The organism is Nocardioides luteus (assembly GCF_014648595.1).
Taxonomy (GTDB): domain Bacteria; phylum Actinomycetota; class Actinomycetes; order Propionibacteriales; family Nocardioidaceae; genus Nocardioides; species Nocardioides luteus.
In genome coordinates this window covers 382,000-408,257 of the sequence record NZ_BMRK01000003.1, presented here as the reverse complement: position 1 = coordinate 408,257, position 26,258 = coordinate 382,000, and the positions used below count along the sequence as shown (strand labels likewise).

25 protein-coding genes are annotated in these 26,258 nt (G+C 70.6%); 16 read left to right on the top strand and 9 right to left on the bottom strand.

Annotated elements, in window-relative coordinates; translation table 11 throughout:
- Window positions 1-15 precede the first annotated feature (15 nt).
- Both IEY81_RS06430 and IEY81_RS06425 read right to left on the bottom strand, forming a co-directional pair.
- Complete coding sequence (locus IEY81_RS06430) at window positions 16-1,245, bottom strand: RNA polymerase sigma factor (protein ID WP_189117619.1); 1,230 nt, start codon at window positions 1,243-1,245, stop codon at window positions 16-18.
- 56 nt (window positions 1,246-1,301) lie between these two features.
- Complete coding sequence (locus IEY81_RS06425) at window positions 1,302-1,730, bottom strand: YciI family protein (RefSeq protein ID WP_189117618.1); 429 nt, start codon at window positions 1,728-1,730, stop codon at window positions 1,302-1,304.
- Between the two features lie 167 nt (window positions 1,731-1,897).
- Here IEY81_RS06425 and IEY81_RS06420 point away from each other — a divergent pair, with 167 nt between their 5' ends.
- Entirely contained in the window at window positions 1,898-2,785 is an 888-nt protein-coding gene (locus IEY81_RS06420; protein ID WP_189117617.1) for an LLM class flavin-dependent oxidoreductase, read from the top strand.
- Here the strand turns inward: IEY81_RS06420 and IEY81_RS06415 are convergent.
- Together IEY81_RS06415 and IEY81_RS06410 are read right to left on the bottom strand one after the other, a co-directional pair.
- Entirely contained in the window at window positions 2,782-3,612 is an 831-nt protein-coding gene (locus tag IEY81_RS06415; RefSeq protein ID WP_189117616.1) for a nicotianamine synthase family protein, read from the bottom strand. The two genes, IEY81_RS06420 and IEY81_RS06415, sit on opposite strands and share 4 nt — an antisense overlap.
- A gap of 68 nt (window positions 3,613-3,680) precedes the next feature.
- The gene (locus IEY81_RS06410; RefSeq protein ID WP_189117615.1) at window positions 3,681-4,040 is read right to left on the bottom strand and encodes a MerR family transcriptional regulator; all 360 of its coding nucleotides are present in this window, start codon (window positions 4,038-4,040) and stop codon (window positions 3,681-3,683) included.
- Between the two features lie 117 nt (window positions 4,041-4,157).
- Between IEY81_RS06410 and IEY81_RS06405 the strand changes: the two genes are divergently transcribed.
- The 3 genes from IEY81_RS06405 (at window position 4,158) to IEY81_RS06395 (ending at window position 6,999) form a co-directional block, all read left to right on the top strand.
- Window positions 4,158-5,255, top strand: a complete 1,098-nt coding sequence (locus IEY81_RS06405) for an alkene reductase (protein WP_189117614.1) — start codon at window positions 4,158-4,160, stop codon at window positions 5,253-5,255.
- A gap of 132 nt (window positions 5,256-5,387) precedes the next feature.
- Complete coding sequence (locus tag IEY81_RS06400) at window positions 5,388-5,765, top strand: YciI family protein (RefSeq protein ID WP_189117613.1); 378 nt, start codon at window positions 5,388-5,390, stop codon at window positions 5,763-5,765.
- Between the two features lies 1 nt (window position 5,766).
- On the top strand, window positions 5,767-6,999 hold the full coding sequence (locus IEY81_RS06395; RefSeq protein ID WP_189117612.1) for an RNA polymerase sigma factor: 1,233 nt from the start codon (window positions 5,767-5,769) through the stop codon (window positions 6,997-6,999).
- Between the two features lie 21 nt (window positions 7,000-7,020).
- On the opposite strand, the gene IEY81_RS06390 is transcribed toward IEY81_RS06395, so the two are convergent.
- Window positions 7,021-7,635, bottom strand: a complete 615-nt coding sequence (locus tag IEY81_RS06390) for a TMEM165/GDT1 family protein (protein WP_229787425.1) — start codon at window positions 7,633-7,635, stop codon at window positions 7,021-7,023.
- Between the two features lie 203 nt (window positions 7,636-7,838).
- Between IEY81_RS06390 and IEY81_RS06385 the strand changes: the two genes are divergently transcribed.
- The 8 genes from IEY81_RS06385 (at window position 7,839) to IEY81_RS06350 (ending at window position 20,060) form a co-directional block, all read left to right on the top strand.
- Window positions 7,839-8,594, top strand: coding sequence for an HAD family hydrolase (locus IEY81_RS06385; RefSeq protein WP_189117611.1), 756 nt, complete (start codon window positions 7,839-7,841; stop codon window positions 8,592-8,594).
- A gap of 636 nt (window positions 8,595-9,230) precedes the next feature.
- Window positions 9,231-9,998: an urea amidolyase associated protein UAAP1 gene (locus IEY81_RS06380; RefSeq protein ID WP_229787423.1), complete on the top strand. Its 768-nt coding sequence runs from the start codon at window positions 9,231-9,233 to the stop codon at window positions 9,996-9,998.
- On the top strand, window positions 9,995-10,786 hold the full coding sequence (locus tag IEY81_RS06375; protein ID WP_229787421.1) for an urea amidolyase associated protein UAAP2: 792 nt from the start codon (window positions 9,995-9,997) through the stop codon (window positions 10,784-10,786). The genes IEY81_RS06380 and IEY81_RS06375 overlap by 4 nt, the downstream gene beginning before the upstream one ends.
- A complete protein-coding gene (gene uca / locus IEY81_RS06370) occupies window positions 10,783-14,463 on the top strand; it encodes an urea carboxylase (protein ID WP_189117610.1) in 3,681 nt (1,226 codons plus the stop codon). Before IEY81_RS06375 ends, uca begins: the two co-directional genes overlap by 4 nt.
- Window positions 14,460-16,154, top strand: a complete 1,695-nt coding sequence (atzF, locus tag IEY81_RS06365) for an allophanate hydrolase (protein WP_189117609.1) — start codon at window positions 14,460-14,462, stop codon at window positions 16,152-16,154. The genes uca and atzF overlap by 4 nt, the downstream gene beginning before the upstream one ends.
- A gap of 311 nt (window positions 16,155-16,465) precedes the next feature.
- The gene (locus IEY81_RS06360) at window positions 16,466-17,140 is read left to right on the top strand and encodes a TetR/AcrR family transcriptional regulator (protein WP_229787419.1); all 675 of its coding nucleotides are present in this window, start codon (window positions 16,466-16,468) and stop codon (window positions 17,138-17,140) included.
- A gap of 201 nt (window positions 17,141-17,341) precedes the next feature.
- A complete protein-coding gene (locus IEY81_RS06355) occupies window positions 17,342-18,571 on the top strand; it encodes a hypothetical protein (RefSeq protein WP_189117607.1) in 1,230 nt (409 codons plus the stop codon).
- 97 nt (window positions 18,572-18,668) lie between these two features.
- On the top strand, window positions 18,669-20,060 hold the full coding sequence (locus tag IEY81_RS06350) for a cytochrome P450 (protein WP_189117606.1): 1,392 nt from the start codon (window positions 18,669-18,671) through the stop codon (window positions 20,058-20,060).
- 217 nt (window positions 20,061-20,277) lie between these two features.
- Here the strand turns inward: IEY81_RS06350 and IEY81_RS06345 are convergent, their stop codons facing one another.
- A complete protein-coding gene (locus tag IEY81_RS06345; RefSeq protein ID WP_189117605.1) occupies window positions 20,278-21,231 on the bottom strand; it encodes a helix-turn-helix transcriptional regulator in 954 nt (317 codons plus the stop codon).
- Between the two features lie 128 nt (window positions 21,232-21,359).
- On the opposite strand from IEY81_RS06345, the gene IEY81_RS06340 reads away from it, so the two are divergent.
- The 3 genes from IEY81_RS06340 to IEY81_RS06330 are packed head-to-tail and all read left to right on the top strand — an operon-like array spanning window position 21,360 to window position 22,916.
- Entirely contained in the window at window positions 21,360-21,995 is a 636-nt protein-coding gene (locus tag IEY81_RS06340) for a histidine phosphatase family protein (RefSeq protein ID WP_189117604.1), read from the top strand.
- Window positions 21,989-22,321, top strand: a complete 333-nt coding sequence (locus IEY81_RS06335) for a YnfA family protein (protein ID WP_189117648.1) — start codon at window positions 21,989-21,991, stop codon at window positions 22,319-22,321. The genes IEY81_RS06340 and IEY81_RS06335 overlap by 7 nt, the downstream gene beginning before the upstream one ends.
- Before the next feature lie 22 nt (window positions 22,322-22,343).
- Entirely contained in the window at window positions 22,344-22,916 is a 573-nt protein-coding gene (locus IEY81_RS06330) for an NUDIX hydrolase (protein ID WP_189117603.1), read from the top strand.
- A 177-nt stretch (window positions 22,917-23,093) separates the two neighbouring features.
- Here the strand turns inward: IEY81_RS06330 and IEY81_RS06325 are convergent, their stop codons facing one another.
- On the bottom strand, window positions 23,094-23,309 hold the full coding sequence (locus tag IEY81_RS06325) for a hypothetical protein (protein ID WP_189117602.1): 216 nt from the start codon (window positions 23,307-23,309) through the stop codon (window positions 23,094-23,096).
- Window positions 23,310-23,473: 164 nt separating this feature from the next.
- Here IEY81_RS06325 and chrA point away from each other — a divergent pair, with 164 nt between their 5' ends.
- A complete protein-coding gene (gene chrA, locus IEY81_RS06320) occupies window positions 23,474-24,595 on the top strand; it encodes a chromate efflux transporter (RefSeq protein ID WP_189117601.1) in 1,122 nt (373 codons plus the stop codon).
- Here chrA and IEY81_RS06315 read toward each other — a convergent pair.
- On the bottom strand, window positions 24,592-25,176 hold the full coding sequence (locus tag IEY81_RS06315; protein ID WP_189117600.1) for a bacterial proteasome activator family protein: 585 nt from the start codon (window positions 25,174-25,176) through the stop codon (window positions 24,592-24,594). The genes chrA and IEY81_RS06315 overlap by 4 nt on opposite strands.
- Window positions 25,177-25,190: 14 nt before the next feature.
- A complete protein-coding gene (locus IEY81_RS06310) occupies window positions 25,191-26,165 on the bottom strand; it encodes an NAD(P)H-quinone oxidoreductase (protein WP_189117599.1) in 975 nt (324 codons plus the stop codon).
- Window positions 26,166-26,258 lie beyond the last annotated feature (93 nt).

Sequence of the window (26,258 nt, the reverse complement as noted above, 5' to 3'; positions counted from 1 at the left end):
CAGGTATACCCCGTTTTAAGGAAGATCAGCGAGTTTTTGTCGTAGGACTGTCCGCTCGCGCTCGTTGGTGCACATCTGCGCAGCCCGCTCCAGCTCGGCACGCGCCTCGACGGTTCGGCCGAGCCGGCGCAGCAGCTCGCCGCGTACGGTCGGGAGGAGATGGGTGTGGTCGAGCCGCTTGTCCGCGGCGATCCGGTCGACCAGCTCCAGCGCTCGCAGAGGTCCGTGAGCCATCGCGACCGCGACGGCGCGGTTGAGGTCGACGATCGGGTTCGGGGCGATCCGGCCCAGTGCCTCGTAGAGGACGATGATCCGCTCCCAGTCGGTGGTCTCGACCGAGTCGGCGACGGCGTGGGTGGCGGCGATCGCCGCCTGCAGGCCATAGGGGCCCAGGCCGCGCGGCGTCGCCTGCTCGAGGGCGGCCAGGCCGCGGCGTACGGCACCCTGGTCCCAGCGGGTGCGGTCCTGCTCTTCGAGCAGGACGGGGTCGCCGGCAGCGTCGGTGCGGGCCGGGAAACGCGAGGCGGTCAGCTCCATGAGCGCAAGCAGGCCGTACGCCTCCGGCTCGTCGGGCAGCACGCCGATCAGCACTCGGGTCAGTCTCCGTGCCTCACGCGCGAGATCGGTGCGGATCAGGTCATCGCCCGAGGTGGCGGTCGACCCCTCGGTGAAGATCAGGTAGAGGACGTTGAGCACGCCGGGCAGCCGCTGGCGGCGCTCGTCGGGCGGCGGCACCTCGAAGGGGACCTTCGCAGCAGCGATCGTCTTCTTGGCTCGGGTGATCCGCGCCTGGATGGTCGGCACCGGGACGAGGAACGCGCGGGCGATCTCCTCGCTGCTCAGGCCGCCGACGACGCGGAGCGTGAGCGCCACCCGCGCCTCCTTCGACAGCACCGGGTGGCAGGAGACGAACATCAGCGCGAGCACGTCGTCGTCGATGCGCTCGACATCCAGGTCGTCGGCGTACGCCTCGTCCTGCTCGTGGGCGATCGCCGCGTACTTCTCCCGCTGGACACCGGCGCGGCGGATGGTGTCGATCGCGCGCCGCTTGGCCGTGGTCATCAGCCAGCCGACCGGGTTGGCCGGCTGACCGTCGCGCGGCCAGGCGACCAGGGCCTCGGCGAGGGCCTCCTGGGCGGAGTCCTCGGCGAGGGTGAAGTCGCCGGTATAGCGCGCGAGCGCGCCGACGATGCGGGCGGACTCGATCCGCCAGATCGCCTCGACGGCGCGCGTCGCGTCACTCATCTGATGCTCCTCGTGAGGTGGTCTCGACAGGCTCGACCACCGGGCGGCGGTTCGGGTCAGAGCTGGCCGGTCTTGGTGCGCCAGTCGAGCTCCTTCTGGATCCACGGGTTGTCCTGCGGGAACTCGTCGATCGTCGGCACCCGGCGGATCTCGACGGCGGAGCCGGGGAAGTAGGAGAGGCGCTTGCCCCACTCGACGGCCTCCTCCTTGGAGGCGACGGAGATCAGGTAGAAGCCTCCGAAGAGCTCCTTGGTCTCGCCGTAGGGACCGTCGGTGACCACCGGTGCCTCCTCGGCGTCGGCGTAGGTGACGACGGTGTGCTCCTCCGGGTCGAGGCCCTCCATGGCGAGGAGCACGCCCGACTTGATGAGTTCGTCGTTGAGCTTGCCCATCTTCTCGAGCATCTGCTCGAAGGGGATCTCGGCCATCGCGGCGTTCTGCTTCTCCTCGTCGACGGTGCGCCAGATCAGCATGTACTTCGGCATCTCGGTTTCTCCTGTGTCGGTCGGGCCGCTCTCCGGCCCGTTCACCCCTTGGTCGAACGAGGTCTGCTCGGGATCGACAACGAGATGAATGTTTTTTCGAAGGTGGTCTCGACAGGCTCCACGGTCTCGGCAGGCTCGACCACCGGAGGATGGGTAGGTTGGGGAGCGTGAAGATCTCACTGTGGCCCAACCTCGTCTATCCCACCGCTGACATCCTCGCCGAGGCGCAGGCTGCTGACCAGGCCGGCTGGTTCGGCGTGTGGGTCGCCGACCACTACATGCCCAACACCGGCACCGAGCAGATCGACGACGGGCCGATGCACGAGGTCTGGGGGATCCTGCCGGCGCTGGCCGCGACCACCCAGAACGTACGCATCGGGCCCCTGGTCTCCCCGACGACCTTCCACCACCCGGCGCTGCTCGCGAACCGGTCCGCGACGATCGACCACATCGCCGGTGGGCGCTTCGTGCTGGGGATGGGTGCCGGGTGGCAGATCAACGAGCACCGGGCCTACGGGGTCGAGCTGCCGAGCGCGAAGGTGCTCGTCGACCGGTTCGAGGAGGCGATCGAGGTCACCCGGTCGCTGCTCGACAAGCCGCGCACCACCTTCGAGGGCACCCACTTCCAGCTCACCGACGCTCCGTGCGAGCCGAAGCCGGTCGCCTCGCCGCTGCCGATCCTGGTCGGCGCCAAGGGTCCGCGGATGCTCCGCGTCGTGGCGCGCCACGCCGACGAGTGGAACACCTGGGGCACGCCCGAGAGCGCCGGCGCGGTGCGGGCCAAGCTGCTGGAGGCCTGTGAGCAGGTGGGTCGTGACCCCGCGACCATGCGGACGACCGTCAACCTCAACCTGGACCTCGACGGCGACAACCCGGGCCCGTCCGGCATGACGCAGACCGGCTCGGTCAGCGAGCTGCAGGACCTGATCGGCCGCTACGTCGAGAAGGGGTTCGACGAGTTCATCCTGCCGACCCGCTTCCTCGGTGCCACCGGCGACCAGCGCATCGAGCGCGCGGCGCAGCTCAAGGCCGAGGTCATCGACCCCGCGCTCTAGGTGTATTCGGCCGGGCGGGCGAGGATCGCGCTGTTGATCACGTCCGTCCCGGGCGCGTCGACCTCGGGGTCTGCCTCGGCGAGGACCGTCAGACCGGCCAGCGCTGCCGGGCCCACCTGCGGATAGAGCAACGTACGCAGCCCCCGGGCGCTCCGTGCCAGGACGAGTCCGCCCGGGGCGAGGTGGGTGACCGCCCTGGCCAGCACCGCGGCCTTGGCGGCATCGTCGGCGCCGACCAGGCCGGCCAGGAGCACGACGTCGACAGGGCCCGGCGGCCGGGCGTCGGCGGCCTCGGCGTGCTCGAAGGTGATGCCACCGACGCCGAGCCGCCCGAAAGCCGAAGAGGAGAGCCGGATCGCGTCGGCATCATGGTCGACGCAGTGCACCGCGACGCCGAGGTCAGCGAGGCAGAGCGCGGTCAGCGGCAGCGGCCCCGACCCGAGGAGCAGCACCTGTCGCGGCTCGGTGCCCTGGCGGCGTACCGCCTGCAGCTCCATCTCGACCAGGAGCCGGTAGTTCTCGCGGTAGGGGAAGCCGGCGAAGGTCACAGCCGGGTCCGGGGAGCGCGCGATCCGCTCGGCCCAGACGCGCTCGAGCGCGTGCTCCCCGGTGGACGCCACGGAGCGGAAGGCCGCCGGCGGGTGTGAGGACGGCAGCGCGGCCAGCACCGCCTCGGCAGCCGGCGCCGGGACGCTCAGCACCGCGGTGACCAGCCGGTTGAACAGCGCGTCGACGACGATGCCGGGCTCGAGCGACTGCTGGGCGAGCAGATCGTCGAGGGTGGAGACGAGACGTTCGTCGACGGCTTCGAACGCTCCCGGATTCACAACCGGTCACGATTCCACATCCGTCACATCCGTCGCAGGTGTATCAGGGATCAGACGGGCCAGACGGGTCAGACGGTCGCGCGAAAGCCGCGGTTGAGCTCGATGAGCTCGTCGAGGGCGTCGCGGGTGCGGAGCAGGTCCTTGATGTGATCGTCGAGGCGGGCGCGCTCGACGAGCATCCGATCGAAGGCCGCGTCGGCGCTGTCGGCGCTCGGGTTGTCGACACAGGGGAGCACCTCGAGGATGGTCCGGCTGGAGAGCCCACCGGCGTAGAGCCGCTGCACGAAGACGACCCGGTCGACCGCTTCCTCGGGATAGTGCCGCTGCCCGCTCGCGCTGCGTTCGCTCTGGAGCAGCCCCTGCTCCTCGTAGTAGCGCAGCGACCGCACGCTCACGCCCGCTCGCTCGGCGAGCTCCCCGATCCGCATCGTTCTTCTCCGTTCTCGACACTCAGGGCCAGGTGATCCCGGCCACAAGACTTGCCTCTGACGTCAATGTCAGGTTCTAGCGTAATCGAACCGGACCCCGACAAAGGAGAAAACAACGTGTCCGATCTCTTCACCAGCCACCGGCTCGGCGACCTCACCCTGCCCAACCGCGTGGTGATGGCGCCGATGACCCGGGCCCGCGGCACCGCCGACGGCCTGGCGACCGAGTCGATGGCGACGTACTTCGCCCAGCGTGCGAGCGCCGGCCTGCTGATCAGTGACGGCGTCCCGCCGAACCTGGTCGGATCGGCCAGCCCCGGGATCGCCGGCCTGCGCAGCGACGCCGAGGCGGAGTCGTGGCGCCAGGTCACCGACGCAGTGCACGCCGAGAGTGGACGGATCTTCGCCCAGATCATGCACGGCGGCCGGATGGGCCACGTGGAGACCACCGGTGTGCAGCCCGTGGGGCCCTCGGCGGTCACGCCGAACGCGCACGTGTTCACCGCGGCCGGTTTCGTGCCCGCTCTCGAGCCTCGCGAGCTCGCGACCAGCGAGGTGGCCGAGCAGGCCGAGTCGTACGCAGCAGCGGCCCGACGCGCGATCGACGCAGGCTTCGACGGCGTGGAGCTGCACGGCGCCAACGGCTACCTGATCAGCCAGTTCCTCTCCTCCAACGCGAACCTCCGCACCGACCGCTACGGCGGCTCGATCGCCAACCGGATCCGGTTCGCCGTGGAGGCGATGTCGGCCACCGTCGACGCCATCGGGGCCGACCGGGTCGGCATCAGGCTCTCGCCCGGCGCCGGCCTGGGGGACGTGGTCGAGGACGGGATGCCGGAGCTCTACGGCGCCCTGCTCGACGAGCTCGGTCGCCTCGACCCGGTCTACGTCCACCTCGTCGCCACCGCACCGGGGGAGGTGCTGCTCGACATGCGCCGCCGCTGGAAGCAGTCGCTCATCATCAACCCCAGCTCCTGGCTGACCCGTGGCGACGCGATCTTCGGGGCGACCGCCACCGACCGCGCCTCTGCCGACCACTGGCTCGGCCTGGGTGCCGACCTGATCAGCTTCGGCCGGCCCTTCCTGGCCAACCCGGACCTCGTCGAGCGCCTGCGGCACGGGCTCCTGCTCGCGGAGGCCGACGTGGAGACGTACTACACCGGCGGCGACCGGGGCTTCATCGACTACCCGCCCCACCAGGAGCAGGTCGCCTGAGGTCGGCGGATCCGGCGACTTCCGAGCCGGGTTCTGCGACCATGTAGAACTACGCAGACCGGCTCCGACGTATCCCTCGTAAGCACGCCTACGGAGGGCACCTACGAAGGGCGCCCGCGAGAGGGAACTGTCATGAAGTACGTCATCCTCATCCACTCCAACCCGCAGCCGTGGGGCCACCCCACGGGTGACTTCATCCCGGAGCTCCAGTCGCTGCCGGAGGAGGCCAGGGAGAAGCTCAGCGCCGCGTTCGAGTCGATCCTGGAGGAGCTCTCCGCCAACGGGGAGCTCCTCGGCGGCCAGGCGCTCGCGGACCCGGCGACCTCCAGGCTCTATCGGTGGGAGGCGGGGGAGCCGGTCGTCACCGACGGCCCCTACTCCGAGGCGAAGGAGCATCTGGCCGGGTTCTTCCTGATCGACGTGGAGTCCCAGGAGCGCGCTGAAGAGGTCGTACGCAGCTTCAGCGGCCCCGGTGAGACGGTCGAGCTGCGGCCGGTGGCAACCTACTGACATGACGGTGTCGGGAGTCGAGGACGTGTGGCGGCAGGAGTCCGCACACGTCCTCGGCGCCCTGCTGCGGGTGCACCCAGACCTTCCCGACTGCGAGGACGCCGCCCAGGAGGCGCTGATCGCAGCCAGTCGGCAGTGGGCCTGCGACGGTCTGCCCGCCGATCCCCGTGCCTGGCTGATCCGGGTGGCCCACCGGCGGTTGATCGACCAGCTGCGGTCCGACTCGGCTCGCACCCGGCGCGAGGTCGCCGACGGGATCGCCCGACGGCTCGACGAGCCCGACCCGTCGGCCCCGGAGATCGGCTCGGCCTACGACGACACGCTGCGGCTGATGATGATGTGCGCCCATCCCACGTTGCGCCGCCCCTCGCAGGTGGCGATCACGCTGCGGTGCGTGGGCGGTCTGACCACGGCCGAGATCGCGGCTGCGTATCTGGTCCCGGAGGCGACCATGGGGCAGCGGCTCAGCCGCGCGCGGGCGACCTTGAAGAACGAGGAGTTCTGCTCGCCGGCGCCCGACGAGCTGCCGGAGCGGATCGCCTGTGTGCTGGACGTGTGCCACCTGATCTTCAACGAGGGCCACACCCGCACCAGCGGCCCCGAGCTACAGGGTGTCGAGCTCACCGAGGAGGCCATCCGGCTGACCCGGATGGTCCACGGCATCCTGCCCGAGCACGACGAGGCCACCGGCCTGCTCGCGCTCATGCTGCTGACCCAGGCCCGCTCGCGCGGCCGCGTCGACCACCTCGGCGACCTGATCCCGCTCGAGGACCAGGACCGCTCGCAGTGGGACCGCGCCCTGATCGACGAAGGCGTCCGGCTGCTCGAGACGGTGCTGCCGGAGGGACCGGTCGGTCGTTATCAGCTGCAGGCCGCGATCGCCGCGGTCCACGCCGAGGCCGAGTCGTACGAAGCCACCGACTGGCTTCAGATCAACCTGCTCTACGGCATGCTCGCCCAGGTCGCGCCGTCGCCGGCCGTCACGCTCAACCGGGCGGTCGCGGTGGCGATGAGCCTGGGCCCCGACCACGGCATCGAGATCGTACGTGACCTGCTGGAGCATCCGGCGATGCAGCGTCACCACCGTGCCCATGCCGTGCTGGCGCACCTGCTGGAGCAGTCCGGCGATCTCACGACGGCTCGCGAGCACTACCTGCTCGCGGCGCGGCTGACCCGCAGCGTGCCGGAGCAGCGCTACCTGAACCGCCGGGTCGAGGCGCTCGACCGGGAGTGACCGCCCGGCAGGGAGCGGCGGTCATAGCTGCACCACCCCGTCGAGGATCAGGACGATCCCGAAGATCGCGAACAGGGCGGCGGCGCCGTACTTGATCACCTTCTCGGGAAGGTTGCGGCCGAGGAGCGCGCCGACACCGATGGCGAGGGCGTCGGCGGCGACCATCCCGACGGTGGAGCCGATCCAGGTGCCGAGCCAGCCCTCCTGGGTGGCCAGGGTGATCGTCGCGAGCATGGTCTTGTCGCCGAGCTCGGCCAGGAAGAACGCGATCCCGACGGCGATGATCGCCATGCCCCGGCTGTTGCGGGCCTTCTTGGCCTCGTCCTCGGTGAGCTCGTCGCCGCGCAGGGTCCAGAGGGCGAAGAGCAGGAAGGCGACGCCCGCCACGATGGTGATGTGGTGCTGGTAGTCGGCGAAGGCGTCCCCGATGAGGGCACCGATACCGACCGAGGCGAGGTGGACGATCGCGGTGGCCGCGGTGATCCCGAGGATCACGTCTCGAGCGCGGTAGCGGGTGGCGAAGGTCATCGCCATGAGCTGGCTCTTGTCGCCGAGCTCGGCGACGAAGATGACCGCGGTCGACAGCAGGAAGGCGTACACGGAGTTCCTCTCCGGCGCCGGCCGGAGGAGCTGCACGAGGACGGACCTCTCCTTCGACCGGCACCGTGCGTTGGCATGGATGCTTGGTCGAAGGTCTCGTCCGCCACCTGGTGGCCGATCGCGCCGGGCCCGAGGCCAGTATGTCGACGCGACTGTTGAGGACTACTCCCCTTCGGGCCCCACTCTAGCGGTCGTGCGAAGTCCTTCAGCAGAGCCCCGATCCTGGTTAGGCTGACGCCATGGACGAGGCCGAGGTGCGCGCGGTCCTCTTCGACCTGCACGACACCCTCGTCCCGAGCGGGCATCCTGCCGAGCACGACGCGGTGGCCCGGGCGATGGGCGCCGATCTCGGGGTCGATCCCGAGGCGTTCGCGGCTGCGGTCGTGGAGACGTACGACGAGCGCGTACGCGGCCTGATGGCCGACGTGCACCACACCGTGCGCTATCTGGCCAGGCAGGTCGGCGGGAGCCCCACCGAGTCGCAGGTGGAGAGCGCGATCGCCCGGTGGCTCGACTACGCCCTCTCGCTGCACGGCGCGACCTGGGCGCTGCCGGCGCTCGAGTCGTTGCGCCGGCGCGGCTTCAAGCTCGGTCTCGTCGCCGACTGCGGGGCCGAGACCGTCGCGATCTGGCCGCACAGCCCGCTCGCCGACCACGTGGACGCGGTGTCGTTCTCCTGCGAGACCGGCGTACGCAAGCCCGACTCCGGCGCCTATCTCGTCGCCGCGGCCGCGCTGGAGGTGCGGACCGGGGAGTGCGTCTATGTCGGGGACGGTGCCGACGGTGAGCTGAGCGGCGCCGAGGCGGCGGGGATGCGAGCCGTGCGGTTCGGCGCCGACGAGGAGAGCGACCCCGAGTGGGCCGGTCCAGCGGTCGGCGATCTGGGCGAGCTCGTCGGCATCGTCGGTCTGCCGACGCCCCGGACGGAGTCCGAATCGCGGACTTTCGTCTCCGGCAACGTGGTGCCTTGGGGATCGCGGAGATCCTCGCGCTGATCCCGCCTCGGCCACCCGCCGGCGGCGCGGAGGCGTCGTCGGAGACCGATCCGCTGCGCTGAGGGTGCCACTTCGCGACGTCGATGTCAGCCGAATTCGACAAGCTCGCGCCTATCGGTCCGCTCCTCGGCACGGTTCCGGATCGCTATCGGAATGGTGTCCGATATCGCACAACTGCTGTTACCTGTTTTATGACAGATCAACGACTTTCGCTACTGCATCGACCGATTGGATCAATCGCTCCATCAGGCGGAACGCCAGGCGTGAATTCGGCAGGAAATGGTCATTGACCCCTAGCCAGTCCGCGGCGAAAACGGTAAGAATCGATCGACCGACAGGGAAGAATTTCTCCGACTCCGACCCCCACATTTCGGACTCAGATCTCTAACAGTCTTGGTTTGCCCCCGACGCCCTTGACCGACATGCTTACCTGTCAGTCGACAGGTTAATCATGCTTCAAGGAGGACCCGGGTGGCGCTGGCTGGACAGACGACCGGAGCGAGGTCGAGCGGCGGGCTTGCTCGTCCGCTCGTGCCGAGCGAGGGAGTGACCGAGCGAGGCGAGGACCACAGCACGGACACGGTGCTGAACGCACGGGCAGACGCTCGCGCGCAAGGGGGACAGGTAAGCGACTGGATGCCGTACCTGCCGGCTTCGTCGAGCCCGTTCTGTCCGGAGGACGTCGACCCGAAGAGCCTGACCTGGGCGGAGACGGTGGCGCCCGGCGGCTACACCCACAAGGTCCTCGCCCGCGGCACCCGGTTCCGGCTCGAGGACCCGACCGGCGAGGCGTGCGCCCACACCCTGGTCTACAACGCGTTCGAGCCGACCGAGCGGCTCAACGTGGCCGACACCCAGAAGATCCCGTGGCAGGCCTACCTCGGTGCCGGTCACCCGCTGCTCTCGGGCGACGGTCGGGTGCTCGCCACGATCCTCGCCGACACCTCGGGCCGTCACGACGCGTTCTGCGGTACGAGCACCGCGGCGTGGAACGCGCTGCGCTACGGCACCGCGCTGCCCGAAGGGCCTGCGCCCGCCGGGCGGGACCTCTTCGTGAAGGCGGCCGCCAAGCACGGGCTCGGGCCTGCGGATGTACCTCCGTCGGTCTCGTTCTTCCAGGGAGTCCGGGTGACGGAGGACGGCAGCTTCGACTGGTACGGCTCGTCGGGGGCGGGCACCTCGGTCGAGCTCGTCGCCGAGCTGCCGCTCCTCGTCCTGATCGCCAACGTCCCGCATCCACGGGACCCTCGTCCGGACTACATCGTCGGGCCGTTGCGCGTGCACGCCTGGCGTACGCCGGAGACCACCGCGACGACCCCGGCAGACGAGCGTTTCGACGCCTCTCCCGAGGTGTGGCGGGCTTACCTGAACACACTCGACTATGCGGAGGCTCGGGGGCTGTGACCACCACGATCGACAACCCGGTGATGAGGCCTGTGACAACTGTTCCGGTTCCAGCGACCACCTATCCGACGCCCGACGGGCAGCTGGTCTCCAGCGTCCCGGTCGGGGCGTCGTACGCCGAGGGCAGTCACCTGGAGTGGGGTGACCCGCTGGTGCCGGGCACCGTCGTGCTGGACGAGCAGGTGGCGCCGCGCGCCTCGTGGTCCGCCGTCGTCCGTGCCGGTCACGTGCTGACGATCGTCGACGTCGGGGGCAACCAGTCGGGCGACTGCCTGCTCTACAACGCGCACGACACCGACGAGCGCTACAGCGCGCCCGACACCCTCGCCTGGCAGGACAACGCCTACATCCGCACCGGGACCGTGCTGCGCAGCAACCACGGCCGTGCCCTGATGACCGTCGTCGAGAACGAGATCGACCGTCAGGACACCATCGGTGGCGCCTGCTCGCGAGAGTCCAACACGCTGCGCTACGGCCATCACGTGATGTATCACCACGGCTGCCGGGAGAACTTCCTGACCGAGGGTGCCCAGCACGGTCTCGGCATGCGCGACATCGTCTCCAACATCAACTGGTTCATGAACGTGCCGGTCGAGGAGGACGGTGCCCTCGGCATCGTCGACGGCATGTCCGCGCCCGGCAAGCGCGTCGCGCTGCGGGCGGAGATGGACACGCTCGTGCTCATCTCCAACTGCCCGCAGATGAACAACCCCTGCAACGACTTCAACCCGACGCCCCTGCGGATGATCGTCTCCGAGCCGGACGTCGACTACGAGGCGCCCGAATGACAGAAGCTCTCTCCCTCGACACCGTCCTCGTAGCCAACCGGGGGGAGATCGCACGACGAGTGATGCGCACCGCGCGTGAGCTCGGGATGCGTACGGTCGCGGTCTTCTCCGAGGCCGACCGGGCTGCACCGCACGTGCGGGAGGCCGACGAGGCCGTCTGTCTGGGCTCGGCGCCCGCCCGGGACTCCTACCTACGCGGCGACCTGATCATCGCAGCAGCCCTGCGCACCGGTGCGGGGCTCCTCCATCCCGGCTACGGGTTCCTCTCCGAGAGCGCCGCCTTCGCGCGGGAGGTGGAAGCCGCCGGGCTGCGGTTCGTCGGTCCCACCCCCGAGCAGATCAGCGCCTTCGGCGAGAAGCACTCGGCCCGCCGGCTCGCCGAGAACGCCGGTGTGCCGATGCTGGCCGGGTCCGGCCTGCTCTCCGGTCCGGACGAGGCTGCGGACGAGGCCGCCCGGATCGGGCTGCCGGTCATGGTCAAGGCCACCGGCGGCGGTGGCGGCATCGGGATGACCGCGTGCACCTCGGAGGAGGACGTCCGTACCGCCTACGAGCGCGTCGCCCGGCTGGCGCAGACCAGCTTCGGGACGGCCGGCGTCTTCCTCGAGCACCTGGTGCGGCCCGCCCGCCACGTCGAGGTGCAGGTCTTCGGCGACGGCGAGGGTCAGGTCGCGGTGCTCGGCGACCGCGACTGCTCGCTGCAGCGCCGCAACCAGAAGGTGGTCGAGGAGGCGCCCGCGCCGGCTCTTCCCGAGCACGTCCGGACCGTCATGCACGACTCCGCGCGCCAGCTCGCCAAGTCGGTCTCCTACCGTTCGGCCGGCACGGTCGAGTTCGTCTACGACCCGGGTCGCGAGGTCGTCTCCTTCCTGGAGGTGAACACCCGGCTGCAGGTCGAGCACGCCGTCACCGAGCAGGTGATGGGCATCGACATCGTCGCGCTGATGCTGAAGCTGGCCCGCGACGGCGTCACCGCCCTGCCGGACGAGCTCTTCCGCAGGTGCCCCACCCCCAAGGCGTACGCGGTGGAGGCGCGGGTCTACGCCGAGGACCCGGCCAAGGACTCGTTGCCGTCGTCGGGCCTGGTCACGCGAGCGGTCCTGCCGGAGACGTCCGCAGCGGTGCGGGTCGACTCCTGGATCGAGAGCGGGCTCGAGGTCTCGCCCCACTACGACCCGCTGCTCGCCAAGGTGATCGCCACCGGCTCGACCCGCGACGAGGCGCTGGACACGCTGGGCGAGGCGCTCGCGCAGACCCGGATCGACGGCATCGTCACCAACGTCTCCGCGCTGCGGGCGATGACGACCTACCCCGAGCTCCGCTCGGCCACGCACTCGACCACGACCCTCGCCGAACGCGCCAGGGACGGCCGCGGTGGTGACCCCGACCCGCGGATCGACGTCCTCGACCCGGGCGTGCTCACGACTGTGCAGGACCTCCCCGGGCGGGTCGGCTACTGGCAGGTCGGCGTGCCGCCGTCGGGTCCGTTCGACCCGGTCTCCTTCGCCGAGGCCAACCTGGCCGTCGGCAACGACCGAGGTGCTCCGGGCCTCGAGGTCACGGTGCCGCTGGCGACCGGGAGACCGGCCTCGCAGGGGCCGGCGCTCGTCTTCTCCGATCCCGCCGTCGTCTGCGTGACCGGTGCCCCTATGCCGGTCAACGTCGACGGCGTGCCTGCCCCGCAGTGGGAGCCGATCGAGATCCCCGCCGGGGCCACGCTTCGGCTCGGCCGCACCGACGGCCCAGGGCTGCGCACCTACATCGCGGTCCGGGGCGGCCTGGACGTACCGGACTATCTCGGCAGCGCCTCCACCTTCACGCTCGGCGGGTTCGGCGGGCACGCCGGCCGGGCTCTCCAGCGGGGCGACGTGCTGCGCCCGGGCGACCGGATCGACCCGCGGGCCGAGCTCGCGGCGACGCCGGAGTCACGGCGTACGGCGCTCACCAACAGCTGGGAGATCGGCGTCACCGAGGGGCCGCACGGCGCCCCGGAGTTCTTCACGCGCGCGGACATGGACCAGCTCTACGCCACGAGCTATCAGGTCCATCACAACTCGGCTCGCACCGGCGTACGTCTCATCGGGCCGAAGCCGACCTGGGCGCGTGCCGACGGCGGCGAGGCGGGGCTGCACCCCTCCAATATCCATGACACGCCCTACACGGTCGGGTCGCTCGACTTCACCGGCGACACCCCGATCATCCTCGGCCCCGACGGACCCTCGCTCGGCGGCTTCGTCTGTCCTGCGGTGGTCGCCAGCGGCGAGCTGTGGAAGATCGGCCAGCTCCGTCCCGGTGACACGGTGCGGTTCGTGCCGGTGCGCGAGGGCAGGGCCGCGTCGCTGGTCAACCACCGGGCCTCGCTCACGGTCGCCGGTGGTGCGGGCGGCGACGGCGACGACGGGGTCCTGGGTCGGCTGCCCGAGACGCCGGCGCGGCCCGAGGTCACCTACCGGCGCAGCGGCGACAACTCGGTGCTCGTCGAGTACGGGCCGATGACGCTCGACCTGGGCCTGCGGATGCGGGTGCACGCGCTGCAGTCGGCGCTCGCCGAGCACGCTCCCGCGGGGATCATCGACGTGACGCCGGGGATCCGGTCGCTGCAGGTGCACACCGACTCCTCGGTACTGCGGGCCGGGCAGGTCGCCGGGCTGCTGCGTGAGTTGGAGGAGGACCTGCCGGCCTCCTCGGAGCTGACCGTGCCCTCGCGGCGGGTGCGGCTCCCGCTCTCCTGGGACGACCCGGCGACGCGCGAGGCGATCGAGCGTTACACCGCCGGCGTACGCGACGACGCGCCGTGGGCGCCGTGGAACATCGAGTTCATCCGCCGGATCAACGGGCTCGCCTCGGTCGAGGACGTCCACCGGATCGTCTTCGACGCGTCGTACCTCGTGCTCGGGCTGGGGGACGTCTATCTCGGCGCGCCGGTCTCGACGCCGCTGGACCCGCGCCACCGGCTGGTGACCACGAAGTACAACCCGGCCCGCACCTGGACGGCGGAGAACTCCGTCGGGATCGGCGGTGCCTATATGTGCATCTACGGCATGGAGGGGCCGGGCGGCTACCAGCTCGTCGGGCGGACGACGCAGGTGTTCAACCGGTTCCGGTCCTCCACCTCGGCCGGTGGGCTCTTCCAGGACGACCCGTGGGCGCTGCGGTTCTTCGACCGGATCGAGTGGTATCCGGTCTCCGCCGACGAGCTGCTCGAGCTGCGGGCGGAGGTGGATGCCGGTCGCGGCGAGTTCGAGACCGAGGAGGGCACCTTCTCGATCAAGGAGTACGACCGCTTCCTGACCGCCAACGCCGACTCGATCGCCGCCTTCCGTGACCAGCAGTCCGCCGCCTTCGACGAGGAGCGCGAGCGCTGGAAGGAGGCGGGGGAGTTCGACATCTGCGACCGGCTCGACTCCCGTGGTGACCCCTCGGAGGTCGACGTCCCGGGCGGTTGCGTGCCGGTCACGGCGCCGTTCACCTCGACCGTGTGGAAGGTCGTCGCCAGCCGCGGTTCGCAGCTGGCGGAGGACGCCCCGTTGATGGTGGTCGAGGCGATGAAGATGGAGGCGAGCATCCCCGTCCCGGTGGCCGGTGAGGTCGTCGAGCTCTATGTCAGACCGGGTGAGCAGATCGTGCCGGGTCAGGTCATCGCCGCGGTGCGGCCCGTCGACGGGGCCGGCTCTTGATCGATTCGCTGCCCGGCGGCGCGGTCGTCCGTGCCGCCGAGGCGCTCGACCGGATCGAGGCGGCCGACCGGCCGGAGATCTGGATCGCGCTGCGCTCGCGGGACGACCTGCTCGAGGAGGCTGCCGCGATCGACGCGAAGGTGGCCGCGGGCGAACGCCTGCCGCTCGCCGGGCGCCTGCTGGCGGTGAAGGACAACATCGACGTCCTCGGCCTGCCGACCACCGCCGGTGCCCCGCCCTACGCCTACACCCCGTCCGCCGACGCGACCGCCGTCGACAGGCTGCGTGCGGCCGGTGCGCTGGTGGTCGGGAAGACCAACCTGGACCAGTTCGCCACCGGGCTGGTCGGGACGCGCAGCCCTTACGGAGCGGTCCGCAACGCCTGGGACCCCACCCGCATCTCCGGCGGCTCGTCCTCGGGGTCGGCGGTCGCGATCGCGCTCGGTCTGGTCGACCTCGCCCTCGGCACCGACACCGCCGGCTCCGGACGGGTGCCGGCCGCGCTCAACGGCATCGTCGGGGTGAAGCCGACGCGGGGGCTGGTGCCGGTCACCGGCGTGGTGCCCGCCTGCTACACGCTCGACTGCGTCACCGTCTTCGCCCGGGACCTCGGGAGTGCGCGGGCGGCCGCGGAGCTGATGGCCGGCCCGGATCCGGCGGACCCGCTGTCGCGTACGTTGCCGGCGGACGCCGGGCTCCCGGCTGTGCCGAGGGTGGCGGTGCCGACCGGCGAGCATCTCGACGGCCTGGCCCCAGGATGGGCCGAGGCCTTCCAGGGTGTCGTCGAGCGCCTGGCCGCGGCCGGCGTCGAGATCGTCGAGACCGACATCTCACCGCTGCTCGAGGCCGCCAGGCTGCTCTACGGGGGCGCTTTCGTCGCCGAGAGGTACGCCGCGGTGGGCTCCCACATCGAGGCCAACCGCGACCTCGTCGGGACAGACCTGGACCCGACGGTCGCGGCCATCGTGCTCGCCGGAGGCTCGGCCACCGCGGCCGACTGGGCGCGGGACACCGCTCGGCTGGCACAGCTGGGCGCCGAAGGACGGGCCGGGCTGGCCGACTGCTCGGCGCTGCTGACCCCGACCACGACGGGCCATCCGACGCTGGCCGAGGTCGCCGCGGACCCGGTCGGCGCCAACGCCCGCCTGGGCCGCTACACGAACTTCGCGAACCTGCTCGACATGGCCTCGCTCGCCGTCCCGGCCGGGCAGGTCGACGGGCTGCCCTTCGGGGTGATGCTGACCGGTGCGGCCGGCACCGACCGCAACCTGGCGGCGATCGCGCAGGCTCTGCTCAGCCCGTGCGTCGACCTCTTCGTCGTGGGCGCCCACCTGTCGGGTCAGCCGCTCAACCATCAGCTTGTCGAGGCCGGGGCGACGCTGCTGCGTCAGGTCTCCACCTCGGCCGACTACCGCCTGTTCGCGCTGGACACGGTGCCGGCCAAGCCCGGGCTGGTCCGGGGTGATCCCGGGGCCGGGGCGCGGATCGCGGGAGAGCTCTGGCGCGTGCCGGCAGCGGGTTTCGGGGCGTTCGTGAGTGGCGTACCTGCTCCGATGACGATCGGGAAGGTCGAGCTCGAGGACGGCGTCTCGGTGCCGGGATTTCTGGTCGAGCCGTTCGCTGTCGAGAACGCCGCCGATATCTCCTCGCACGGCGGATGGCTCCGTTACCAGGCTGAGCAGGGCCTTTAACGTTCCATGCCGTTATCGGTTATGGGACCGGGGTAATTCCTCCTGGTGGCACAGGACTCTGTTCGTGCCTTTGTTTCCGCGTCACACTGGGCAGAATTCCGCCAGCATTATCGCTCCGGGAGGATGCTGTGCCGTGCCTATTGCATCGTCATGCCATACACTTTGTTGACAGGGAATTCAACCCTCCTGTGGGACTTTCGACTCTATTCTTTAGAGGAAGAAGACTCTTTCGAATCTTCCCCGAAACTCGGGAGGTCGCTTAGATGACGTACATGACAACTAGGCGTTCTCGGCCCGGCCGCCCCAGGCATGTGCCCGATTCGGGCACCGCCTCGCCACGTGATCAGATCCTCGATGCCGCGGCGCGACTCTTCGTGTCGCAGGGCTTCGCAGCGACGTCCACGCGCGAGATCGCCGACCAGGTCGGGATCCGCCAGGCCTCTCTCTACTACCACTTCGCCGGCAAGGACGAGATCCTCGTCGAGCTGCTGCGCAAGTCGGTCCGACCGACCACGGACAAGGTCGAGAAGATCCGGAACCAGGTGCCGCCGCTCGACGTCGCGACCGCTCTCTATCTGCTGGTCCTCGTCGACGTACGCACGCTCGCCGACGTGCCGCACAACGTCGGCATGCTCTACCTGCTGCCCGACGTCACCAACGGTGAGGTCTACACCCAGTTCCGCGAGGAGCACGACGAGCTGACCGAGGCCTACACGGACCTCGCCGCCAAGGTCGCCTCGGAGACGGTGTTGTCGACGATCGGTCTCAAGCAGCTGGGCAACATGCTCGTCCAGCAGGTCGAGGGCGTCATCAACATGCGCACCGAAGACCCGGTCCGGAGGATCTCCTGCCCGGAGGCGTGGGCGATCGCGTCCTCGTGCCTGCGGATCTGCGGGGTCAGCGAGGACAGGATCCAGGCGGCCAACGAGGTCGCCGTGGACATGCTCGACGAGTTCCTCGAGGACAGGGTCCGCGAGCCTGCCTGACCCGGTGGGCTGATAACTCAGTAAATGGTGGGTACGGCTCGCGCGTTCGAGTTGCCCCGATGAGGGTTGACCGACAAACTTTCCGAGCCCTTTGCCACCTTCCCCACCGCGAGGATCCCCACACGTGTCCAACGACCCTTCCGGAGGCCGCTGATGGCCCGGAAGCAGAAGCAGACAGCAATACTCTCCGTGACTCGCGGAGTGACGACGCTCAACGGCCTGGTGGTGGATCGTCCTTGGGGAGAGGAGCCGCACCAGGCCGGTATTCGTGCAGTCCGGGAGCAGCTCGCGGGTCCCGGACGCAAACCCGTCCAGGTCGTCGCCACCGACGACGAGGCTCGCGTCCGGATGCTCGTCCATCCCGACGGGCAGGTCACCGACGTCGAGACCCTCGAGGTCTTCGGGAGCTACGGCTCGCCCGATGACGTACCCGGCGCTGCGTGGCTCCCCGGTGGGGTCACCTCGACGGTCGTGCAGGCCGAGGTCGAGCCGGAGGAACCGGAGCCGTACGTCCCGCCGGTCCTCGCGGTTCCGGCGCCGGTCGAGGACGCCGAGCCGCCGCCTCCTGCGCCCGCGCCGGAGCCCGAGCCGGAACCCGAGCCGGAGCCCGAGCCGCCGCCCGCGCCCGAGCCGCCGCCCGCGCCCGCGCCGCCGTCATCACCGCCGCCTCCGCCACCGGCTCCATCGCCCGCGCCGGAGCCCGAGCCAGAACCCGAGGCTGAACCTGAACCCCAGCCCATCCCGGCTGCCGAGCTGGAGCCGGTGGCCGACGAGCGCGGGGAGCGCTCCGCCGCACCCCTGGTGCCGCTCCACCACATGGAACCGGGTCCGTACCGTCGGTCCCGGATGACCCGTCGCGGCCGAGTGGTGCTGGTCATCGCCGGCGTACTCCTGCTGATCCTGGTCTACGAGGTCGTACGCGGCGTGGTGACCGGCTCGGACGCGGACTCCTCCGAGAAGAAGGAGCCGCAGAGCGGGCAGTCGGCGCCGAGCGCGGGTGAGAGCGACGAGGTCATCGAGGCGCCGTCGGAGGCGACCTCGCCGAGCGCGCCGGCCTCCTCCGCCGAGTCGAAGCCGACACCGTCGTCGACCCCGTCCCCGACCGAGAAGCCCACGAAGAAGGCGACCGAGAAGACCCAGCCCCAGCCGACCAGGACGCTCTCGGTGAAGGCGATCGCGATGACCGAGGCGATCGGTCTGCGGATCGACGCGAGCCGGCTCCCGGTGACGGCCACGATCGCGATGGACCCGTGGGGTGCACCGGAACGGTTCACGCGGACGGTCACCATCACCGAGCCGAACCAGCTCGTCGTGGTCAAGCCGGTCGCCTCCGGGCACGCGGAGTGGAGCGTCCGGGTCGAGGGTGCCGAGAAGGTCACCGGCTACACCCACTCCTGGCCCAAGGGCGACCGGGAGTTCACCAAGCGCTGACCCTGCCGGGCCGGAATTGCTACCACGGTCGGATGTGGTGGCCTCCGGCCCGGCGTACGCTTCACGAGAACGTGTTCCTGCGCCTCGGAGGTCTCGCATGCCGCTCAAGATCACGCCGCCCGCCGGCACCCGCACGATCGCGGGCCGGACACTGGGCCGGGGGTTGGGGGCGGTGGAGCGCACCGCCAAGCAAGGAGTGCGCTGGGCGCTCGGTCACGGCATCCCGCGCACGGTCATCATCCGCTCCTCGCGGAAGGGCGACCTGCAGGGTGACCTGATCCTGAGCGGGCCCGGGTCGCACACCTTCGATCTGGTCGATCTCTTCGAGGAGCTGCGGTCTCGCGGGCCGCTCTACCGCGGCGGCTTCAGCCACGTCGCGACCGACCACGAGGTCATCAAAGAAGTGCTGACCAGCAACGACTTCGTCACCGGTTTCTTCGCCCCCGACGAGTCCGGCACCGGCGTGCTGTCGCGCGCTGCGATGTGGTCGGCGACCGACGTGTTCGCTCCGCTCCAGCCGCCGTCGCTGCTGGCCACCGAGCCGCCGGAGCACACCCGCTACCGCAAGCTGGTCACCCGCGTCTTCACGGTGCGCGCCGTCGAGCGACTGCGTGCCCGCACCGAGGAGATCGCCCGCGAGCTGCTCGACGACCTGGAGAAGAAGGCCGCCTCGGGGGCCGACGTCGACCTCGTCTCCGGCTACTGCGGGCTGCTGCCGATCACGGTCATCTCCGAGGTGCTCGGTGTCCCCGTCGAGCTCCGCGAGCGCATGCTCGAGCTCGGCAAGGGTGCCGCGCTGAGCCTCGACATCGGGCTTGAGTGGCGTACGTTCCGGGAGATGGAGTCGTCGCTGGAGGCGTTCGACACCTGGCTGCGCGGCCATCTGGAGTATCTCGCCGAGCACCCCGGCGACGACCTGCTCAGCCAGCTCGTCGCTCTCCGTGACGACGGTGACCGGCTCAGCGAGAAGGAATTGCGCTCGGTCGCCGGGCTCGTCTTCGCCGCCGGCTTCGAGACCACGGTGAACCTGATCGGCAACGGCATCGCGCTGCTCCACGACAACCCCGAACAGCTCGCTGTGCTGAAGGCGCAGCCCGACCTGTGGTCGAACGCGTCGGACGAGATCCTGCGGCTCGACCCGCCCGTCCTGCTCACCGGCCGCGTCGCCCGCCGCGACTCCACCATCGCCGGCCAGCCGATCCCGCGCGGCACGATCATCAACACCGTGCTCGCCGCCGCCAACCGTGACCCCGCCGTCTTCACCGACCCGGACACGTTCGACGTCACCCGCGAGAACGCCCGCGACCACCTCTCCTTCTCCAGCGGCCGCCACTTCTGCCTCGGCGCGGCGCTCGCTCGGATGGAGGGTGAGATCGGCCTGCGCCTCCTCTTCGAGCGCTTCCCCGACCTGAAGATCGTCGGTGAGCGCAAGCGCCATCCCACCCGCATCCTCCGCGGCTACTCGCAGCTGCGAGCCCGCCTCAGCTGATCACCCCGCCGGTCGACCCCGCCGGTCGTCCCGCTGGTCGAGCCGGGAGGCCGCCTGCGGCCGAGCGTGTCGAGACCAACACAGTCCTGTCGAGCGCCGAGGGGACCGTGTTGGTCTCGACACGCCTCCGCCCAGGGGCTCCGGCGGCTCGACCAGCGGGGCAGCGGCCTCCCGGGTCGACGACGGGGACGCGGTGTTTCGGCTCGACCAGCCACCCTCAGCGGGGCTCGGCTGCCTCGAGGAGCCGCTGTCCGAGGGCGGCGACGCAGCGGCGTACCTCCTCGCCCTCGACCACGTGGAACGGCACCGCGCGACGGGCGAGCTCCTGCGCGTACCAGTCCGGGCTGTTGGTGCTGCCGACGAGACGGCAGGTCCCCTCGTCGATCCGTTCGAGCCGGCCCAGGACGCGCGGCAGATAGCGGTCGACCTGCTCGAACGGCGCCTCGAAGACGACCTCGACCGAGTAGGCCCAGCCCTCGCCGAGGTGTTCCTCGACCTCGGCGACAGGGTCGATCTCGGGACGTACGAAGGGGGTCTCCTCGATGTCCACCGCGCTCATCCGGTCGACCCTGAGGACACGGCGGGCGTCGGCGGTGTGCGACCAGCAGAGGAGATACCAGCGGGCGTGACGTACGACGACCGCCCACGGGTCGACGACCATCTTCCGCTCGTTGCCGTTCTCGGTCGTGTAGGCGATGGTGCTCCGCCGCCGGGAGTCGCAGGCCTGGACCAGGCTCGTGGTGATGTCCGGGTCGGGGGAGACCGCGCTCTGGTCCGGGACGGCCGAGATCGTACGTCGCACCGCGGCCACCGTCTGGGACAGCGACTCGGGCAGCACCCGGCCGATCTTGCCGACAGCGCTCCCGACCGGCCCGGTGGCGTCGGCGATGTCGTGGTGGCCGTCGAGCAGGGCCATCACCAGGCCGAGCGCCTCCGCGGTCGTGAAGATGAGCGGGGTGCGCATGCCGCGGCCCAGGCGGTAGCCACCGTAGGGCCCGCGCTCGGACTCGACCGGGATGCCGGCCTCACGCAGGATCGCCACATAACGGCGCGCGGCGCGCTCGGTGACCCGCAGCCGCTCGCCGAGCCGCTCGGCGGTGATCCCGGGGCAGGCCTGCAGCAGCTCGAGGGTCAGCAACGCCCGCGCGGTCGGGCTCTCGTCATGTGCCATCGTGGCGGCTCCCGGAAGTAGTTCGTCCGGATTCAGCGTAGCCCTGACGGCTCGGTCGGCGCGCGTGACTTCTCGGCCGCCATAACTGACTTCTCGGGGTGGGCGAGGACCCGTACCCTTGCCCGCATATGAGACTTCTGCTGATCAGACACGGCCAGACCCCGAGCAACGTGTCGGGGGCGCTCGACACCGCCTTCCCCGGGGCCGGGCTGACCGAGCTCGGCCAGTCGCAGGCCGCGGCCGTGCCGGACGCGCTGGCGGGGGAGAACATCGCGGGGCTGTACGCGTCCAGGCTGGTGCGTACGCAGCTGACCGCCGCCCCGCTCGCCGAGCGGCTCGGGCTGCCGGTCGTGGTGCAGGAGGGGTTCGAGGAGATCAATGCCGGTGACCTGGAGATGGCCACCGACAAGCAGGCGGTGACGGCCTATCTCGAAGCGCTCGGCGACTGGATCAAGGGCACCTTGGAGACCCCGGTCCCCGGGGGCGAGGCCGGTCACGAGTTCCTGGCGCGCTTCGACGCCGCCGTGCAGACCGTGGTCAAGCAGCACGGGCCCGACGACACCGTCGCGATCGTCTCCCACGGCGCCGCCATCCGGATGTGGACCGGGCTGCGCACCACCCGGTCGCCCGCGTTCGGTGATGACAACCGGATCCGCAACACCGGCCTCGCCACGATCGAGGGCAGCCCGGAGGAGGGCTGGGAGACGATCGCCTGGAACAACGACCCGCTGGGCGGGGCGCACCTGATCGGCGAGGGATTTTGATCCTCCGCTCGCTGCTGCTCTTCCTGCTCGCCGCGGTCGCCGAGATCGGCGGCGCCTGGCTGGTCTGGCAGGGCCTGCGCGAGCACCGAGGCTGGCTCTGGGTCGGTGCGGGGTTCATCGCGCTGGGGCTCTACGGCATCGTCGCCACGTTCCAGCCCGACGCTCACTTCGGGCGGATCCTGGCTGCGTACGGTGGCATCTTCGTGGTCGGCTCGATCGTCTGGGGGATGGTGATGGACGGCTACCGGCCCGACCGCTGGGACCTCGCCGGGGCGGCGCTGTGCCTGGCCGGGATGGGCGTGATCATGTACGCCCCACGCGGGTGACGACGTCGGGAAGGATGGAGTCATGCCACCCGAAGAGGAATCACCGCGCACCTTCGTCCCCGTCGCGCCGGCGGACCGGCCGCGTCGCACCCGCCGTACGGCGCGCGTGCTCCTGATCGACGACCGCGACCGGATCCTGCTCTTCGCCGACTCCGACCCGGGTGTCCCGGGTGCGCGTTGGTGGATCACTCCCGGCGGCGGCATCGACCCCGGAGAGAGCGACGAGGTCGCCGCGGTGCGCGAGATCGAGGAGGAGACCGGCCTGCGGATCACCGAGGCCGACCTGCTCGGGCCGACGATGCGCCGCGACGTGGTGCACGGCTACAGCGACGTGGTCATCGAGCAGGAGGACGTCTTCTACGCCTGCTGGGTGCCGGCCTTCGAGGTCTCGATCGCCGGTCACACCGAGGAGGAGCAGCTCACCATGGGCGGTCACCGCTGGTGGACGCGCGCGGAGCTGGAGACGACCGACGAGGAGATCTGGCCGGCGGTGCTCCTCGACCTGTGGAAGGACGCCGAGGTACGCCGCGACGCGGCCGGTCGGACAGCGCCTGCCGAGGGCGGTCTGGTCGAGGAGTCCACCGTCCCCGCCTGATCTCGAGACGCCCCGAGAAGCACCGCAGCCGACCATCCCCCACTGGATGGTCGGCTGCGGCTGGGTGAGATCTGCGCATATCCCCCGGTATGGCGAGATCTCGGGAAGGTGTCGCCGCCACGAGCCGGATCCCCCGATCGGCTCGGTGCGGCGACACTCAGTCTGGGGAGGTCACGCTCAGTTGACGAGACCGAGCGCGATGATGCCGGTGGCGGCCACGATGGCGACGCCGAAGAGCGTGGTGTCGGCGGCCGGCGGCATCCCGCTGCGGTGCTTGCGCTCGGAGCTGTCGCTCTTGCGGAGGCTGCGGACGGCGTCGAGGACGTTGTTGCGGATCGACTCGACGGCGGTCAGGTCACTGCGGTGACGTGCGGTCATCGTGGTGCTTTCCATGGGGTTTCCTCTTCTCGGCGGTCGGCGCGGGCCGTCCGTGCCCGGCGGCCTTCACGTGAGAGGAACGGGGTCGCGGGCAGGTCATGACGCGGCTTTTCGCTACATCACAGTTAAAGAAGATCAACATCTGAGGAACAGCGGCTCGAGGTCGTACGCTGCCCGTCATGACCACGCTGGTGGAGATCGCTCGGGAGTGGGGCCGGATCGGCGTCATCGGCTTCGGTGGACCACCCGCCCACATCCGGCTGCTTCGCGAGACGGTCGTCGAGCGCCGCGGGTGGGTGGAGCCGGGGGAGTTCGAGGACGCGATCGCGACCTGCAACCTGCTCCCCGGCCCGTCCTCGACCCAGCTCGCGATCTTCACCGCCTGGCGAGTACGCGGCGCGGCCGGTGCGGTCGTCGGCGGGCTGGCGTTCATCGTCCCGGGTCTGATCGCGATCCTCGCGCTGGCCGCGCTGTTCCTCGGCGACCCGCCGGAGTGGGTGCTGGGCGCGGGAGCCGGCGCCGGGGCCGCGGTCGCCGCGGTCGCGATCCAGGCGGGCTGGGCGCTGGTGCCGTCCTCCTACGCGCGCACCCCGTCGCGTCCGCGCTGGATCGTCTACGCCGTCCTGGGCGCGCTCGCCGCTGCGATCACCGGAGCCTGGGTGGTGCTCGTGCTCGTCGGCGCCGGGCTCGTCGAGGTGGTGGTGCGGCGGCCGTGGCGTACGAACTCGTTCCAGTCCGTGATCACCCTGCCGGTGCTGGCCCAGGGCACGCTCACGGCGGCGGTCGCTGCGCCGTTGGCCTGGACCGCGTTCAAGGTCGGCGCACTGTCCTACGGCGGCGGGTTCGTGATCATCCCGCTGATGCAGTCCGACGCCGTCGACCGGCACGGCTGGATGAGCTCGGCCGAGTTCCTCAACGCGGTCGCACTCGGCCAGATCACTCCGGGCCCGGTCGTCCACACCGTGGCGGTCGTCGGCTTCGCGGCCGCCGGTCTGCTCGGCGCGCTCGGCGCCGCGGTGATCGCGTTCGGGCCGTCGTTCCTGATGATCATCGCCGGCGGGCGGCACTTCGAGGCACTGCGCTCCTCACCGCTCGCCCGCGCCTTCCTCGACGGCGCCGGGCCAGCCGCGATCGGGGCCATCCTCGGCTCGGCGGTGCCGCTGGCACTCGCCATCAGCGAAACCTGGCAGTGGGTGGTGCTCGCCGCTGCCGGCGTACTCCTGCTCGTCCTGAGGCGCGGCGTCGTCCTCACCCTCCTGCTCGCAGGAGGGGTCGGAGTGGTCGTCGCGCTGGTCGGCTAGAGGTAGAGCCCGCCCGAGGAGTCGCCGTGGTCGGACTGGCCCGGCTGCTGTCCCTGGCCGGGTGCCGGCTGACCCTCGGGGGAGAGGCTCACGCCGGGCGGCAGGCCCTTGCGGATCTGCTCGAACTGGGCGCGCGCGGCGACCTGCTGGGCGTAGATCGCGGTCTGGATGCCGTGGAAGAGACCCTCGAGCCAGCCGACCAGCTGGGCCTGCGCGATCCGCAGCTCGCCGTCGGAGGGGGTCTGCTCCTCGGTGAACGGCAGCGAGAGCCGCTCCAGCTCCTCGACCAGCTCGGGAGCGAGCCCGGACTCGAGCTCCTTTATCGAGGCGTGGTGGATCTCGCGGAGACGGTTGCGCGAGGCCTCGTCGAGCGGGGCGGCCTTCACCTCCTCGAGCAGCTGTCGGATCATCGACCCGATCCGCATCACCTTGGCGGGCTGCTCCACGAGGTCGGTCACGTCGCGCTCTTCGTCCTCGGGCGCCTCCGGTGCGGTGGCGTCCTTGAGTACGTCGGCGGGGACCGAGATCGGCTTCCCGTCGGGACCGATGACCACGACTTCCCCGGTCTGCTCCTGCGTCATGTGCCCAACCCTACCTAGGCCTGGGTGGTCAGCAGGATCTTGCCGGTGTGCGTGCCCGACTCCATCAGCCGGTGGGCCTCGGCGGCCTCCTCCAGCGGGAGTACGTCCTGCACGACCGGCTTCACGTCACCGGCTTCGACCATCGGCCAGATGTTCTCGACGACCTCGGCGCAGATCCGCGTCTTCTGCTCGACCGGCCGCCCGCGCAGGTTGGTCGCGATCACGGCTGCTCGCTTGCGGAGGAGCGAGTTGATGTCGAGCTCGGTCTTGGTGCCGCCCTGCATGCCGATGATGACCAGGCGGCCCTCGGGGTTGAGCGCATCGATGTTGCGGGCGAGATACTTCGCACCCATGTTGTCCAGGATGACGTCGGCGCCGCCGTAGACCTTGGCGACCTCGACGAAGTCGTCGTCCTTGTAGTTGATGGCCGCCTCGGCGCCGAGCGACTTCACGAGCTCGGCCTTCTCGGCCGACCCGACGGTCGTGATCACGCGCGAGCCGAGCTTGCTGGCGACCTGGATCGCCATCGTGCCGATGCCGCCGGCACCCCCGTGGACCAGGAACGTCTCGTCGGGGGTCAGCCCGCCGACCATGAAGACGTTGGACCAGACCGTGGTGGCGACCTCGGGCAGAGCCGCCGCGGTGACCAGGTCGACGCCCTCGGGCACCGGCATCACCTGTCCGGCCGGCACGGCGACCTTCGACGCGTACCCGCCCCCGGCGAGCAGCGCGCACACCTCGTCACCCTCCTGCCAGCCCTCGACGCCTTCGCCGACCGCGGAGACGACGCCGCTGCACTCCATCCCGATGATGTCGCTGGCGCCCTTCGGCGGCGGGTAGAACCCCTGCCGCTGCAGCAGGTCCGCCCGGTTGAGCCCCGCCGCGGCGACGTCGATCACAACCTCCCCCGGCCCGGCCTCCGGGTCGGGACGGTCGGTGACGGTGAGGACCTCGGGCCCTCCGGGCTGCTCGGCTACGACGGCTCGCATGCCTCCAACCCTAGGGGGCCGGCACAGCGGGCTGGGGCGGCCCGGGGACGTGTAACACGTCGTTCGTAGGACTATCCGGTCGTTGTGAACGAC